Source organism: Microbispora sp. ZYX-F-249 (assembly GCF_039649665.1).
Classification (GTDB): domain Bacteria; phylum Actinomycetota; class Actinomycetes; order Streptosporangiales; family Streptosporangiaceae; genus Microbispora; species Microbispora maris.
Window position 1 is genome coordinate 97,669 of sequence record NZ_JBDJAW010000021.1, and the last position, 13,984, is coordinate 111,652.

General features: G+C 71.2%; 16 protein-coding genes. 2 read left to right on the forward strand and 14 right to left on the reverse strand.

All coding sequences use genetic code 11. From position 1 onward, the window contains the following. Window positions 1-153: 153 nt before the first annotated feature. Window positions 154-600 (reverse strand): hypothetical protein, encoded by a 447-nt coding sequence (locus tag AAH991_RS24185; protein ID WP_346228181.1) that lies wholly within the window; start codon window positions 598-600, stop codon window positions 154-156. Next, entirely contained in the window at window positions 552-785 is a 234-nt protein-coding gene (locus tag AAH991_RS40505; RefSeq protein WP_428834016.1) for a polymorphic toxin type 24 domain-containing protein, read from the reverse strand. The genes AAH991_RS24185 and AAH991_RS40505 overlap by 49 nt, the downstream gene beginning before the upstream one ends. Between AAH991_RS40505 and AAH991_RS24190 the strand changes: the two genes are divergently transcribed. Both AAH991_RS24190 and AAH991_RS24195 read left to right on the forward strand, forming a co-directional pair. Then, window positions 762-1,031: a hypothetical protein gene (locus AAH991_RS24190; protein WP_346228182.1), complete on the forward strand. Its 270-nt coding sequence runs from the start codon at window positions 762-764 to the stop codon at window positions 1,029-1,031. The two genes, AAH991_RS40505 and AAH991_RS24190, sit on opposite strands and share 24 nt — an antisense overlap. Window positions 1,032-1,403: 372 nt before the next feature. Beyond that, a complete protein-coding gene (locus AAH991_RS24195; RefSeq protein ID WP_346228183.1) occupies window positions 1,404-2,957 on the forward strand; it encodes a WS/DGAT/MGAT family O-acyltransferase in 1,554 nt (517 codons plus the stop codon). Between the two features lie 25 nt (window positions 2,958-2,982). Here the strand turns inward: AAH991_RS24195 and AAH991_RS24200 are convergent, their stop codons facing one another. From AAH991_RS24200 to AAH991_RS24255, 12 genes are all read right to left on the reverse strand, one after another. Next, entirely contained in the window at window positions 2,983-3,591 is a 609-nt protein-coding gene (locus tag AAH991_RS24200) for a TetR/AcrR family transcriptional regulator (protein WP_346228184.1), read from the reverse strand. Between the two features lie 170 nt (window positions 3,592-3,761). Next, the gene (locus tag AAH991_RS24205; RefSeq protein WP_346228185.1) at window positions 3,762-5,372 is read right to left on the reverse strand and encodes a monocarboxylic acid transporter; all 1,611 of its coding nucleotides are present in this window, start codon (window positions 5,370-5,372) and stop codon (window positions 3,762-3,764) included. Further along, window positions 5,369-5,713 carry a DUF485 domain-containing protein gene (locus AAH991_RS24210; protein ID WP_346228186.1) on the reverse strand — a complete coding sequence of 115 codons (345 nt, stop codon included), beginning with the start codon at window positions 5,711-5,713 and terminating at the stop codon, window positions 5,369-5,371. Before AAH991_RS24210 ends, AAH991_RS24205 begins: the two co-directional genes overlap by 4 nt. A 180-nt stretch (window positions 5,714-5,893) precedes the next feature. After that, entirely contained in the window at window positions 5,894-7,339 is a 1,446-nt protein-coding gene (locus tag AAH991_RS24215; RefSeq protein WP_428834017.1) for a sodium/solute symporter, read from the reverse strand. A gap of 43 nt (window positions 7,340-7,382) precedes the next feature. Beyond that, complete coding sequence (locus AAH991_RS24220; protein WP_346228188.1) at window positions 7,383-7,814, reverse strand: hypothetical protein; 432 nt, start codon at window positions 7,812-7,814, stop codon at window positions 7,383-7,385. A gap of 19 nt (window positions 7,815-7,833) precedes the next feature. Beyond that, window positions 7,834-8,583, reverse strand: coding sequence for a LytR/AlgR family response regulator transcription factor (locus AAH991_RS24225; RefSeq protein ID WP_346228221.1), 750 nt, complete (start codon window positions 8,581-8,583; stop codon window positions 7,834-7,836). A gap of 108 nt (window positions 8,584-8,691) precedes the next feature. Then, complete coding sequence (locus tag AAH991_RS24230; RefSeq protein WP_346228189.1) at window positions 8,692-9,285, reverse strand: Uma2 family endonuclease; 594 nt, start codon at window positions 9,283-9,285, stop codon at window positions 8,692-8,694. 113 nt (window positions 9,286-9,398) lie between these two features. Further along, complete coding sequence (locus AAH991_RS24235) at window positions 9,399-10,577, reverse strand: sensor histidine kinase (RefSeq protein WP_346228190.1); 1,179 nt, start codon at window positions 10,575-10,577, stop codon at window positions 9,399-9,401. Window positions 10,578-10,685: 108 nt separating this feature from the next. Then, on the reverse strand, window positions 10,686-11,591 hold the full coding sequence (locus AAH991_RS24240; RefSeq protein WP_346228191.1) for a haloalkane dehalogenase: 906 nt from the start codon (window positions 11,589-11,591) through the stop codon (window positions 10,686-10,688). Between the two features lie 80 nt (window positions 11,592-11,671). Continuing rightward, the gene (locus AAH991_RS24245; RefSeq protein ID WP_346228192.1) at window positions 11,672-12,109 is read right to left on the reverse strand and encodes an HIT family protein; all 438 of its coding nucleotides are present in this window, start codon (window positions 12,107-12,109) and stop codon (window positions 11,672-11,674) included. Then, complete coding sequence (locus AAH991_RS24250; protein ID WP_346228193.1) at window positions 12,106-13,266, reverse strand: acyl-CoA dehydrogenase family protein; 1,161 nt, start codon at window positions 13,264-13,266, stop codon at window positions 12,106-12,108. The genes AAH991_RS24245 and AAH991_RS24250 overlap by 4 nt, the downstream gene beginning before the upstream one ends. Then, window positions 13,266-13,784, reverse strand: a complete 519-nt coding sequence (locus AAH991_RS24255; protein ID WP_346228194.1) for a MaoC family dehydratase — start codon at window positions 13,782-13,784, stop codon at window positions 13,266-13,268. Before AAH991_RS24255 ends, AAH991_RS24250 begins: the two co-directional genes overlap by 1 nt. Window positions 13,785-13,984 lie beyond the last annotated feature (200 nt).

A 13,984-nucleotide genomic window follows, 5' to 3' on the forward strand; every position in this document is an offset into this window, starting at 1 on the left:
CCGGCGCGACAGCCGGGCCACCGGGCTGACCACGGCCGCGATTTCACACTCCAGCCGAACCGCTCAGCCTGGATGCACCGAGCCGATTCTGACGTGATCGCCGTGAAAGTGGTCGGACCGGGCTCGCCGAATCGACGGGCCGGATCGACTGCTTCACGCCGATCGGAATGACACCGTAGGGCCGTAGTCGCCCTCCTCGCCGAGGACTGCGACAACGAATTCGCGTGCCGGGAACGCGTCTCTCAGCGCGGCGCGCCACATAGCCGCCACACGCGATGCGACCTCAGGCAGGATCGCGTACTCGGACTCGGACCTGGGTGCGAAAACATCCCACAGGTGAAGATGGTTGACGACGTTCTCGACGGCCGATCTGTCGCCCTTCAGCTCTTCGAACCAGGTGTCGACACTACGTTTGTCGAACAAGGCGCCCAAGAACACGCAATCACGATATTCGACGAACTCGGGCCAGAAGAGCAAGGAGAGCGCGGCGGCCTCGCCCACCGTCACATTGGCGAGCAGGAACGCACGGACATCGAAGCCGTCGGCGGTCGTCATCCAGCCATCCGCCTGGGGGAGCTTACTGAGATCCACGATGCCCACCGCCTCTCCCGACTCTTCCGTCCACGAGCATCGTCCCTTATTGATCGCCTCAGCAACTGGAGCGCGGCAGGAGTCGCTATCTCACTCTGCTGCGGGAAGACCCGGCCATCGGGAGTCTCGTGCCTGCTGAACTCTTGGACGTGGGGTGTGGGCACTCCGCCATGAGCGGCACCTACCAGATCCACTCGTCGCAGGATGACGCCATCCTGAGTTCGATAAAGAATTCCGTTCGCAGGACCGCCAGCATCGATCGCACCACCGACCGGGAATCGACCCTGCCAGAGAGTCGCCTTGCTGAGGTCGATACCGCCGTTGTCATTGTGAACGAGGACCGGCGGCGCTCCCGGGACTGTAAGAACAACGGCTCTGTCGCAGTTGATTGGACAGACCCCACCCTGGTGATATTCCTCAGGCGGGGCGACGAACGGTAGTGAGCTGACGGTAGAGGGCGGCGGTCTCCGGGTGGGGATGGCGCTGACTTCGGCGACCGCTGCAAGGCATGCCTTCCATGCCTCGTGGACGCGGCTCATGTTCCCGGCCTCGTACTCGGCCCGCATCAGGGCGGGCCGATCGTCTCGGGACGGTCACGGGCGCGCCTGAACATCCCCGCGCGGCACGTGGGAGAAATGCGCCGGTAACTCCGCGCCGCGATGATGGTCGCGGTGTGTGGGCGGGCGATCGTGGTGGGCCGGGGGCCCGCCGCGGGTGGGAGGACCGCCGGCCGACGACGCCCGGGCGGACCGGGGCCGGGGCGGTCAGCGCGCCGGGAGCGGATCGGGCGGCGTGAGCGGAAGGATGACGAGATGCGCCAGTTGACGGCACTCGACGCGCAGTTCCTGAGTGTGGAGTCGGCGACGACCGCGGCCCATGTGGCGGGTGTCGTCGTGCTCGACCCGTCGACCTCGCCCTCCGGCACGCTGACCAGGGAGGCGCTGCTCGTCCTGCTGCGCGAGCGGCTGCATCTCGCCCCGCCGCTGCGGATGCGGCTGGCCGACGTGCCCTTCGGGCTCGACCGGCCGTACTGGCTCGACGACCCGGACGTGGACGTCGACGCGCACGTGCGCGAGGCCACCCTTCCGGCGCCCGGCGGGGAGCGGGAACTGGCGGCGTACGTGGCGGGCGTCCACGCGCGGCGGCTCGACCGCGGACGGCCGCTGTGGGAGGCGCACCTCATCCACGGCCTGGCGGGCGGCCGCTGCGCCCTTTACATCAAGGTGCACCACTGTGTGATCGACGGCGTGTCGGGCTCGGAGATCCTGACCGCGCTGCTCGATCCGTCGCCGCGGCCATGCAGGGTGGACGCACCTCCCGCCCCGGCGCCGCCGGTGCCGCCCAGCCTGCTCACGATGCTAGCCGGGGCGGTCGCCCGGTCGATCGTCCAGCCGGTGGAGACGCTGTGCTCGCTCGCCCGTGCCGCCGCGGACCTGGACACGATCCCGGTGGTCGCGGCGCTGCCCGACGCCCGGCTCGTGGCCCAGGCCGCCCGCGCGCTCGCGGGCGACTCGCGCCCGCTGCCCGAGACGCCGCCGCCTGTCGCGCCGCGTACGCCGTTCAATGGCCCGATCTCCGGCACGCGGGAGGTCGCCTTCGGCTCCGTGCCGCTGGCGGAGGTCAGGAGGGTGGCCAGGGCCTTCGGCATGGGCCCGAACGACGTGGTGATGACGCTGTGCGCCTCGGCGCTGCGGCGGTGGCTGATCGCCCACGACGCGCTGCCCGACCGGCCGCTGGTGGCCGCCGTGCCGGTGGCGTTGCGCCCTCACTCCGGCGGGTCGTCCGGCGACGCGGCCGAGGGCCGGGTCGGCAACCGCATCTCGGCGATGGTCACGCCGCTGGCCACCGACGTCGCCTGCCCCCGGGAGCGGCTGACGGCCGTACGCGCCGCGCTGGCCGCCGCCAAGCGGCGCTTCGCCGTGTCCCACCGCACCTGGCTGGACGACGTGTGCGCGATGCTGCCGAACGCCCTCGCGGCGCTGGCCACACCGGTGGTGTTCCGCCTCGCGGGCGTCGCGGGGGCGGGGGTCAACCTCATCGTGTCGAACGTGCCCGGTCCCCGCCTGCCGTTGTATCTCTGCGGCGCCCGGATGCTGTCCTACCACCCGCTGTCGGTGGTCACCGACGCCACCGGGGGACTCAGCATCACCTGCGCGTCCTACGACGGCCGCCTGGACTTCGGCGTCGTCGCCTGCCCCACCCGGCTGCCCGACGTCTGGAGCGTCGTCGACCACCTGCGTGAGGCGATGGACGAGCTCCTGGCCCTGCTCGACGACTCCCCGCACGACGTGGCCCAGCCCGGGGACGCGGTGCCCGTGCGGCCCCACAAGGAGCGGGAGGAGCGGCAGGAGATGGTGCCCGCCTGACCGCCGGGCGTCGGCACGGCCCTCGTCAGTGCAGGAGGGCGTTCGCGATCAGCTCCGCGACCGCGTCGGGGTCGATGTGGTGGCCGGTGAGCAGGCAGATGCTCTCCTGGTACAGCAGGACCGCGGCGAAGGTCGCGGCCGCGGCCTCCAGCCGTGCGGCGTCACCGCGGCCGCCCGGCAGGGCGAGCTCCAGGGCGAACCTGGCCCGGCGGATGATCTCGGCGTTGAGACGGCCGAGGCGCTCCCGTACGGACAGGTGGGTGTCGGCCTCCCGGAACAGGATGCGCCGCATCGCCGGGGACGCGCGCAGCGGCAGCCTGCGGGCGAGCCGCGACAGCGCCCCCGCCGCGTCGCCGGGGACCGCCTCCACCTCCTCCTCGACCACCACGGTGCGCTCGTCCACCAGCGAGATCAGTACGTCGATCTTGCGGGGGAAGTAGTGGAAGACCAGGCCCTTGGGCACGCCGGCCAGTTCGGCGATGCGCGCGGTCGGGGTGGCCTCGTAGCCGCCGCCCGCGAACAGTTCCTCGGCGGCGTCCAGGATGCGGGTGCGGGCGTCGCCGTCGGGCGGCCGCATCCCTCTCCGCGAGCGTGAACGCGACCACGCCTTGGCCGTCTGGAGAGGGCTGTCCACGGACCGAACCATAACCAGAGCGGGTGCCCCAACACCATGACGCGAGGGACAGGGCACGCATACGCCCGCCCGCCGGCGGTGGCCGGCGGGCGGGAGTATGGGGGTGCCGGCCCCCGGCGGCGGTGGGTGGCACCGCCGGGAGGCCGGCGACGTACGGCCGGGAACCGGTGTCAGTGGCTCGTTGCCTTCTCGGCTCCGAGGCCGGTCAGCGAGCGGACCTCGATCTCGGCGTACTTCGGAGCGTTGTACTCCTTGCTCAGGATCGTGCCGAGGTAGCCGCACAGGAAGCCGATCGGGATCGAGAAGATGCCCGGGTTCGACAGCGGGATCAGGTGGAAGTCGGCGTCGGGGAACATCGCCGTCGGCGCGCCCGAGACGACCGGCGAGAAGATCACCAGCACCACGGCGGAGACCAGGCCGCCGTAGATGGCCGAGACCGCGCCCGCCGTGTTGAATCTCTTCCAGAACAGGCTGTAGAGGATCGCCGGCAGGTTGCCCGACGCGGCGACCGCGAAGGCCAGCGAGACCAGGAAGGCCACGTTGAGCGACTGGGCGAAGATGCTCAGCGCGATCGCGACCGCGCCGATCACGAACGCGGCGACGCGGGCGACCACGACCTCCTGACGCTCGGTGGCGGTGCCCCGCTTGAAGACGTGGGCGTACAGGTCGTGGGCGAAGCTGGAGGAGGACGCGAGGGTCAGGCCCGCGACGACCGCGAGGATCGTGGCGAACGCGACCGCCGCGATGACCGCCAGCAGCACCGTGCCGCCGACGTCGCCGAAGATGTCCTGGCCCACCTGCTGGGCGAGCAGCGGGGCCGCCGTGTTGCCGGCCTTGTCGGCCTCGGCGATCGTCTTCGAGCCCACCACGGCGGCGGCGCCGAAGCCGAGCACCAGCGTCAGCAGGTAGAACACGCCGATGATGCCGATGCCCCACATGACCGACTTGCGGGCGTCCCTGGCGGTCGGCACCGTGTAGAAGCGGATGAGGACGTGCGGCAGTCCGGCGGTGCCGAGGACCAGGGCCAGGCCGAGGCTGATCAGGTCGATCTTGCCCCAGACGCCCTGGGCGTCCGTGCCGTACTTGAGACCGGGCTTGAGGAACGCCTCGCCCTTGCCGCTCGCGCTCGCGGCGTCGCCGAGCAGCCCGGACAGGTTGAAGCCGAACTTGCCGAGCACGAGCAGGGTGATCAGCGCCGCGCCGACCATCAGCATGACGGCCTTGACGATCTGCACCCAGGTGGTGCCCTTCATGCCGCCGAACACGACATAGATGATCATCAGCAGGCCGACCGCGATGATCGTTACGATCTTGCCGGCCTCGGAGTGGACGCCGAGCAGCAGGCCGACGAGCGCGCCCGCGCCGACCATCTGCGCGAGCAGGTAGAAGATGCTCACGACGATCGTGGACACGCCGGCCGCCGTACGGACCGGGCGCGGCGACATCCGGAACGCCAGCACGTCGGCCATCGTGTACTTGCCGGAGTTGCGCATGAGCTCGGCGACGAGCAGCAGCGCCACCAGCCAGGCCACGAGGAAGCCGATGGAGTAGAGGAAGCCGTCGTAGCCCGACAGCGCGATGATGCCGGCGATGCCGAGGAACGACGCGGCCGACATGTAGTCGCCGCCGATCGCCAGGCCGTTCTGCAGGCCGCTGAACGACCGGCCGCCGGCGTAGAAGTCGGACGCGCTCTTGGTGTTGCGGCTGGCCCAGAACGTGATGGCGAGCGTACCGGCGACGAAGACGACGAAGAGGATCGTGGACAGCGTCTCGTGACTCACTTGGCGCCCTCCCCGACCTCGTCGCGGCTCTCGGCCTCGCCGCGCAGCTCGTCGGCGATCGGGTCGAGCTTGGCCGCCGCGTGCCGCGAGTACGCCCAGGCGATCAGGAACGTCGAGACGAACTGCAGCACGCCGAAGACGAGGGCGACGTTGATGTTGCCGAACAGCTTGGTGCCCATGAAGTCGCGGGCGAACCCGGAGAGCACCACATAGAGCAGATACCACGCCAGGAAGGCGACGGTCATGGGGAAGGCCCAGGAACGGTAGCGGCGGCGCAGCTCCTGGAACTGCTCACCCGCCTGTATACGCTCATAAACCGATGGATCGTGCTGGACGGTCACAAGATCTCCTCCGGCAAAGTGATCTGAATCACTTCAACGTAGGAGCGCGACGCGTCCGCCGACGAGTCCCGATGCCCGCCGTGTCGCCCAGCCGTACCGCCCGCTCGTTCACATGGCGCATCCATGCGACGAATGGTCGTTTGCACGCGCCGAGCGGTCCGGCGGCCACCGGCGGACGACCTACATGTACCGCGGGTGCCAGTCGCCGCGGTCGACGTTCAGCGTCTCCGGGGTGTGCAGGCGGACCATGGTGCGCGCGACGCCGCGCGGCACCCGCGACGGCGTGAGCAGCGACACCACCACCATGACCGTGAACGACACGGGCACCGTCCAGGCCGCTGGCTGGGCCAGCAGCGACCCCGCCCAGCCGGAGTGCGGTCCGCCGGTGATGGTGACCACGACCGCCGCGCAGGCCAGCCCTCCGCCGGCCAGCAACCCCGCCATCGCCCCCGCCGTCGTCAGCCTGCGCCACCAGATGCCGAGCACGAGCAGCGGGCAGAACGACGAGGCGGCCACGGCGAACGCCAGCCCCACCACGGTCGCCACCGGCAGCGACCGGGCCGCGCCGGCCAGCGCGAGCGGCACGAGCACCGCGAGCACGGTCGCGACGCGGAACGCGCGCACCCCGCCGCGCAGGATGTCCTGCGCGATCACCCCGGCGACCGACACCGTCAGCCCCGACGACGTCGACAGGAACGCCGCGAACGCCCCCGCGGTCACCAGCGCGGTCAGGAACTCGCCCACCGGCCCGCCGACCAGCCGGCCGGGCAGCGCGATGACCACCGTGTCGCTCTCCGGCATGCCGTAGACGTGGCCGAGGTAGCCGTACACGGCCGGCATCAGGTAGAAGGCGCCGAGCAGCGTCAGCACGAGAAGCGTGGTCCGGCGCGCGGCCCGGCCGTCGGGATTGGTGTAGAAGCGGACGAGCACGTGCGGCAGCCCCATCGTCCCGAGGAACGTCGCGAGGATCAGCGAGTAGGTCTCGTAGACCGGGTGCTCGCGCCCGTGCAGCGGCAGCGCCCACTCGTCCCCCGGGGCGAGCCCGGGCGTCCCGTCGGACCACCAGGCCACGAGCATGAACGCCAGCGGCACCGCCAGCGCGGTCAGCTTCAGCCAGTACTGGAACGCCTGGACGAAGGTGATCGACCGCATGCCGCCCGACAGCACGTTGGTCGCGACCACCACCGCCACCAGCAGGCTGCCCGCCCACGGCGGCGCCCCGGTGATCGTACGGAAGACCAGCCCGGCGCTCTGGAACTGCGGCATGAGGTACAGCCAGCCGATCAGCACGACGAGCACGCTCGACAGCCGCCGCACCGTCATCGACTCCAGGCGCGCCTCGGCGAAGTCGGGCAGGGTGTAGGCCCCCGACCGCCGCAGCGGCGCCGACACCAGCACGAGCAGCACGAGATAGCCGCCGGTCCAGCCGACCGGCAGCCAGAGCATGTCCGCGCCGAAGGTGAGGATCAGGCCCGCGATGCCGAGGAAGGAGGCCGCCGACAGGTACTCGCCCCCGATCGCCGAGGCGTTCCACAGCGGCGACACCGTACGCGAGGCGACGTAGAAGTCCGACGTGGTGCGGGACATCCGGATGCCGAACGCACCGATGAGCACGGTCGCCAGCATCACCAGGACGACCGCGGCGATCTGGCTCACCGGCGTGCCGTCCTCACCGGCGCTCCACGAGGTCGGCGAAGTCCCGCTCGTTGCGCTCGGCCTGCCGCACGTACAGCCAGGCGCCCGCGACGAGCGCCGGGTAGACCAGCCCCGCGAGCACGACCCACGGCAGCGGCAGCCCGAGCAGCTGGACCGCCCGCAGCTCCGGGGCCAGCAGGAACAGCAGCGGCAGGCCGCCCACGACGCAGGCCAGCACGGTGCACACGAACAACGCCAGGCGGAACTGGGTCCGCACCAGCGAGCCCATGTAGACCTCGCCCAGGCGGGTCTGCTCGTCGATCTCCCGGGTGAGCGGGTGCCGCGGCCGACGCGCCGCCGCCGTGCGGGGGCTGGTCACCGTCACCCTGCGGGGCTTTCCGCCCGGCGCCGCCGCCTCGCCCTGTCCGCGCGCGCCCGTCGCCGCTTTGCGGGGCTTGCCGGTCACCGCCCGGACTCCGCGGCGCTCACCGGGCCTGGCCCTTCCTGGCCCGGCGGACGAGCAGGTCGCGCAGCTCCCGCGTGTGGCGGCGGCTCACCGGGATCTCGGTGTCGCCCACCCGCACCACGCACTTGCCCGAGTCGATGTGCAGCTCGTCGATGTGCTTGACCGCGACGAGATGGCTGCGATGGACGCGCAGGAACCCGGCCGACGCCCAGCGTTCCTCCAGCGTGGCCAGCGGGATGCGGACCAGGTGGCTGCCGGTCGCCGTGTGCAGCCGCGCGTAGTCGCCCTGCGCCTCGACGTAGCGCACCTCGGTGCTGGCCACGAACCGGGTGACGCCGCCCAGCTCGACCGGGATCGTGTCCGCCTGCGGTCCCTCTCCCTGCTCGCCCCGGCTGCCGCACACCCGGCGGATCGCCTCGGCCAGCCGCTCCGGCCGTACGGGCTTGAGCAGGTAGTCCTCGGCCTTCAGCTCGAACGCGTCGACGGCGTGGGCCTCGTACGCCGTCACGAAGACGATCTTCGGGGGCCGGGTGAACTGGGTCAGCAGCCGCCCCAGCACCACCCCGTCGAGCCCGCGCATGCGGATGTCGAGGAAGACCGCATCCACCGGCTTGCCGTCCGCGATCGCGCGGTCGAGCAGCCGCAGCGCGGCGGCTCCGTCGCGGGCGGTCAGCACGTCGCCGATCCGGGGGTCCGCGCGCAGCAGGTAGGCGACGTCCTCCAGCGCGGGCTGCTCGTCGTCAACCGCCAGAACCCGCAGACCGCTCACGATCACCCCTCTCACCGACCGATCCATAAGAGAGTGATGACCGGAACGTGCCGAAGTCAACGCCTCCTCATCACGACCGCATCACGGCTCGGATCGCGGTGGTCAGGGTCAGCCCGGGCGGCGGCGGAGCAGCGCCCCGGGGTCGAGCGTCACCCGGAACGGCTCGTCGAGCGTCACCGGCTCCCCCATCCGCACGTCGTGCCGCTGGCGATATTCGCCCGCGGCGAGCTCGAAGACGATGAGGCGCGGCTCCGGCTGGTCGAGACGGACCACCCAGTAGAACGGGATGCCGATGCTCGCGTAGACCTGACGCTTGGTGATCATGTCGCGGGTGATCGCGTCCTTGCCGGTGATCTCGGTGGCGATCAGGACGTCGTGCCCCTTGAGCAGGTCGTAGCCGCCCTCGGCCAGCTTGCCCGGCACGGTGACCAGATCGGGACTGCGGTAGCCGGACAATGGGCCCGGAACGTCGACGTCGACCGGGCCGATCGTGATCAGATCCAGCCCGGCGTCCTCGGCCGCGTCATCGAGGATGCGCATCAGCCGGTTGGCGACGTACTGGTGCTCGGGTGCGGGGGAGTTCATGACCAGGAGGTTCCCGTCCTCGATCTCGTACCGGAATCCTTCCGGCAGGTCGCGCGTATCGTCCCGGGTCCACGGGTAATCGGTCCCGTGCTGGTCGAACTCGATCGTCACGCTCATCAGCTTAGAACCTCCGGGCAAGGGGCGGCCTGACCAGTGCGGACACTAACAGTAATCGGATCGATACGCACAGCTTTTCGAATGGTCAGGACGCGAGGGGCACGACCCTCGGCTCAAGTCCGGACGCCGGGGTGATACTTGGGGACCCGTACGGCGACCTTGGTGCCGGCGCCCTCCCCGGTCTCCACCACGAGGCCGTACTCGTCGCCGTAGACCTGGCGCAGCCGCTCGTCGACGTTGGCCACGCCGATGCCGCCCGCGCCCGAGCGGTCCTCCCCCGCCAGCACCCGCCGCAGCCGTTCGGGGTCCATTCCGACGCCGTCGTCCTCGACGGTGATGACGCACTCCGCGCCCGCGTCCTCGGCGACGATCGTGATCCGGCCCACGCCCGGCTTGGCCTCCAGGCCGTGCCGTACGGCGTTCTCCACGAGCGGCTGCAGGCACAGGAACGGCACGGCCACGGGCAGCACCTCCGGCGCGATGCGCAGCGTGACCTCGAGCTGATCGCCGAACCTGGCCCGCTCGAGCGTGAGGTAGCGGTCGATCGAGCGCAGCTCCTCGGCCAGGGTGGTGAAGTCGCCGTGCCGCCGGAAGGAGTAGCGGGTGAAGTCGGCGAACTCCAGCAGCAGTTCCCTGGCCTGCTCGGGGTCGGTGCGGACGAACGACGCGATGGTGGTCAGCGAGTTGTAGATGAAGTGGGGCGAGATCTGCGCCCGCAGCGCCCGGACCTCCGCCTCCATCAGCATGGTCCGGGAGCGGTCGAGCTCGGCCAGCTCCAGCTGGGAGTCCACCCATCGCGCGACCTCCTGCGCCGCCCGCACGAGCCCGGCCGAGGCGTGGTCGCCGTACGCCGCGAGCGAGCCGACGACGCGGTCGTCGGTGGTGAGCGGGACGACGACGGCGTGCCTGACGGGGCACTCGGGCCGGGTGCAGTCGAGCGCGAGCACCTGGGTGCGGCCGTCCTTCAGCGTCTCCGCGGCGTGCTCGAACGCGTCGGCCGCGTGGTGGTCGCCCGCGCCGTCGTAGACGAGCAGCTCCTCCACGTTGGTGACGGCGATGGCCGGGGAGCCGAGCAGCTCGCGCAGGTGCCGCGACGCCTTGAGCGCCCCGGCCTGGGTGAGCCCGGCACGCAGCGGCGGCGCGGCCAGCGACGCGGTGTGCAGCGTCTCGAAGGTCGCCCGCTCGGCGGGACTGCTGCCGAGGTCGCGGCGGCCGCGCAGCACCCGCCACAGCACGACGGCCGGCACGGCGACGAGGACGGCGACGACGAGCGCGGTGACGACCGGTTCCACGCCGCCGCAGCCTACCCCCCGTCCGCCCACCCGCCCGCTCGCGCGGCGGCGAACGGTCGTCATCGCGCGCCGGGACGCTCCGGCACTCGACGGCGGCGCTCCCGGGGCCTAACCGGCGGGCGTCTTGTGGACGAACGCGGCGACCGCCTCGCCCAGCTCGCGGCCCGCGTCCTCCTGCAGGAAGTGACCGGCGCCGGCGATGACGGGGTGGTCGAGCCCCGCCGCGCCGCGCATGGACTTCTTCAGGATCGGCGCCATGCCGCCGGTGATGGGGTCGCGGTCGGAGAACGCCACGAGGAACGGCAGGCCGAGGTTGATGAGCGTCTCCCAGGCGGCACGGTTGGCGGGGGACGCGGGGTCGCCGGGAGTGATCGGAACCAGGCCCGGCATCGCCCGCGGCCCGGCCTTGAACTCCTCCGAGGGGAACGGCGCGTCGTAGGCCCGCCGTACGGGCTCGGACAGCTCGGTGACGCAGCCGGACTGGACGAACCGGGCGATGTCGAGCACCGGTGCCTTCTCGACGGCCTCCCGGAAGCGGTGCCACACCTCCGGCATCGGGATGTCGCCGGTCGGCAGGCCGGTGTTGGCGGCGACGACCCGGGCGAACCGGTCCGGATGCTCGGCGACGAGCCGCAGTCCGATCAGCCCGCCCCAGTCCTGGCCCACCACCGTCACGCCATCGAGGCCGAGCGCGTCGAAGGCGAGCGACCGCACCCATTCCACGTGCCGGGCATAGGTGTGGTCCTCCGGGCGGGACGGCTTGTCGGAGCGGCCGAAGCCCACCAGGTCGGGGGCGACGGCCCGGCAGCCCGCCTCGGCCAGCACGGCGATGACGTGCCGATAGAGGAACGACCAGCTCGGCTCCCCGTGCAGCAGCAGCACCGGCGGGCCGTCCGCGGGACCCGCCTCGACGTACGCCATCCGGGCGCCGCCGGTCACCTCGGCGTAGCGGGGTTCGTAGGGGAAGTCCGGCAGCTCGGCGAAGCGCTCGTCAGGGGTACGCAGGAAATCCATGCTGTGGTCCTTTACGACGTAGGTTCGTCGGATACGACAGGGTGGGCGGGGCGCGGGACGCACCGCACGGGGCGGGGGCGTCAGTCAGAACCCGCGGGCGCCTCCAGTGCGGCGCGGATACGGGCGGCGTAGTCCTCCATCTCGGCGTCGCCGTCGTACTTGACCCGGGGCCAGAAGAAGCCGCGCAGGCCGTCCTTGCGGTTGCGCGGCACGACGTGGACGTGCAGGTGGGGCACGCTCTGACTGATCCGGTTGTTCATCGCGACGAACGTTCCGGCCGCGCCGGTGCCCGCCTCGACCGCACGCGCGACGGCCTGGACCCGGCCGAAGAACGGCCCGACCGATGCCGGCGGAAGGTCCGGCAGGGTCTCGGCGTGGCCGCGCGGCACGACGAGCACGTGCCCCTTGAAAACCGGCCGGGCGTCGAGGAAGGCCGCCGCGACCTCGTCGTCCAGCACCACGTGGGCGGGCCGCTCCCCCGCCGCGATCTCACAGAACACGCAGCCGTCCACGGTCACCAGCCCAGCGTGGCGTCGCCCTCGACGAGCGCCTTGGCGATGATGAGCCGCTGCACGTCGTTGGTGCCCTCGCCGATCGCCATCAGCGGCGCGTCCCGGTAGAGGCGCTCGACCACGAACTCCTGCGAGTAGCCGTACCCGCCGTGGATCCGCATCGCCTCCAACGTCGCCCGCAGCGCCACCTCCGAGGCGAAGTACTTCGCCATCGCGGCCTCGCTGCGCACCGGCCCCGCCTCCGACCTCGTGGCCGCCCAGTACGTCATCAGCCTGGCCGCCTGGATCTCGGTCGCCATGTCGGCCAGCTTGAGCTGGATCGCCTGGAAGCCCGCGATCGGCTGCCCGAACGCGTGCCGCTCGCGGGCGTAGCCCAGCGCCGCGTCGTAGGCGCACTGGGCGACGCCGACGGCCCGGGCCGCGATGTTGAGGCGGCCGAGTTCGAGCGCCGACAGCACCTGCTGCATACCGCGCCCCTCCACGCCGCCGAGCAGCCGGGACGCCGGCACCCGCACGCCGTCGAGGACGACCTCGCAGGTCTCCGTGCCCTTGTAACCCAGCTTGGGCAGGTCGCGGCTGACGGTCAGGCCCTCGCTGCCGCCGTCCACGAGCAGCACCGACATCCCGCGGTGGGCGGGCGTCTCGATCGAGGTCTTCACCAGGACGGGCAGCGGGTCGGCGTGCCGGGCGTTGGTGATCCACGTCTTGGTCCCGGTGACGACATAGTGGTCGCCGTCGCGGACCGCCCGGGTGGCGATGCCCTGCAGGTCGGTTCCCGCGCCCGGCTCGGTCAGCGCGATCCCGGTGCGGCGCGCTCCCGTGGCGAGGCCGGGCAGGTAGTGGCGGCGCTGCTCCTCGGTGCCGTATCTGGCGATCATCCACGCGGACAGCGAGTGGGAGCCGAGCACCCCCGCCACGCCCATCCAGCCCCGGGCGATCTCCTCGAAGACGAGGGCGAACGACACCCGGTCGAGGTCGAGCCCGCCGTACTCCTCCGGGATCGTGACGCCGAACAGCCCCAGCTGCCCGAACCGCTCGACGATCTCCGCCGGGTAGCGGCCCGTGCGCTCCCACTCCGGCGCGACGGGGACGATCTCCTTGTCCACGAACTCCCGCAGCGTCTGCCGGAACAGCCGCTGGTCCTCGTTCAGCTCGAAGTCCATCACGCCTCCATCGGGCCGGTCTTGGCGCGCGGGAAGTATCCCTTGTCGTGCGGCGCGTCGCGCTTGTAGACCATCACCGCGCGCCGCCAGGACATCACCTCGTCGCCGTCCTGGTTCAGCCCCCGGGTCCGGCAGGTGACGATGCCGGCGTACGGCCGGGATTTCGACTCGCGCTTGTCCACCACCATCGACTCGGCGTAGAGCGTGTCGCCCACGAAGACCGGATGGGTCAGCCGGATCTCGTCCCAGCCGAGGTTCATCATGGCCGTCTGGCTGACGTCGATGACCGACAGCCCGAGCACGATCGCCACCGAGAGCCCCGAATTCACGATGATCTTCCCTGCCGGAGACCCGGCGGCGAAGTGCGCGTTGAAGTGGTTCTGGTTGGTGTTCATCGTCAGCAGCGTGAACCAGGTGTTGTCGGCCTCGCTGATCGTCCGGCCGAGTGGGTGCTGGTAGACGTCGCCGACCACGAAGTCCTCGTAGTAACGCCCGATCCGGGCTTCATGGACCGTCACACCAGAATACTATTCTGGATCTTCCCGCCACAGGAGGACCCACGGCACCGGTTCTCCAACGTTCGGAACAGTTCCGGACATGCACAGACCTGGTATATGTGACGCGTGTCTCCAACAGTGGGGATTGCTTCGTGCGGGCTCCACCGCAGTGGAAGGCGGCCGAGCCCGGACGCGCGGCAGATCCCCCTACCGAGACTCGA